This is a genomic window from Marinimicrobium sp. UBA4509 (genome assembly GCF_002388575.1).
GTDB lineage: Bacteria > Pseudomonadota > Gammaproteobacteria > Pseudomonadales > Cellvibrionaceae > Marinimicrobium > Marinimicrobium koreense.
The window spans coordinates 5164-5526 of sequence record NZ_DGMV01000009.1; the positions used below are offsets into that span (position 1 = coordinate 5164).

General features: G+C 62.0%; 1 protein-coding gene. It reads left to right on the top strand.

Features of this window, described 5'->3' with window-relative positions; translation table 11 throughout:
- Positions 1-355: transcription termination/antitermination NusG family protein (locus tag B3520_RS01305; RefSeq protein ID WP_286804291.1), on the top strand; the 355-nt coding region annotated here is incomplete at its 5' end.
- Positions 356-363 lie beyond the last annotated feature (8 nt).

Consider the following 363-nt stretch of genomic DNA (forward strand, 5'->3'; position numbering starts at 1 on the left):
GGAGCCGTTATTCCCGCACTACCTGTTCATTCGTCTGGACGACGAGAGCAACTGGGGTGTCATCCGCTCCACGCGCGGCGTCGCCCAGGTGGTGACCTTCAATGGCGTGCCCAAACCGGTACCCGACGATATCATCGAAGGCCTCCGGCAACACTGCGCGCTGCTTAATGGCGCCGAGCCAGAACCCTTGTTCAAGGCAGGGGACCGGGTGGTGATCACCAAGGGCGCCTTCCGCGAACTGGAAGCGGTGGTGCATGCCACCAAAGGCGAGGAGCGGGTGGTCCTGCTACTCAACCTCCTCAACCAACCCCAGCACATCGAAGTCCCCACCCACTCCCTAAGTAGGTCGGATTAGCGCACAGC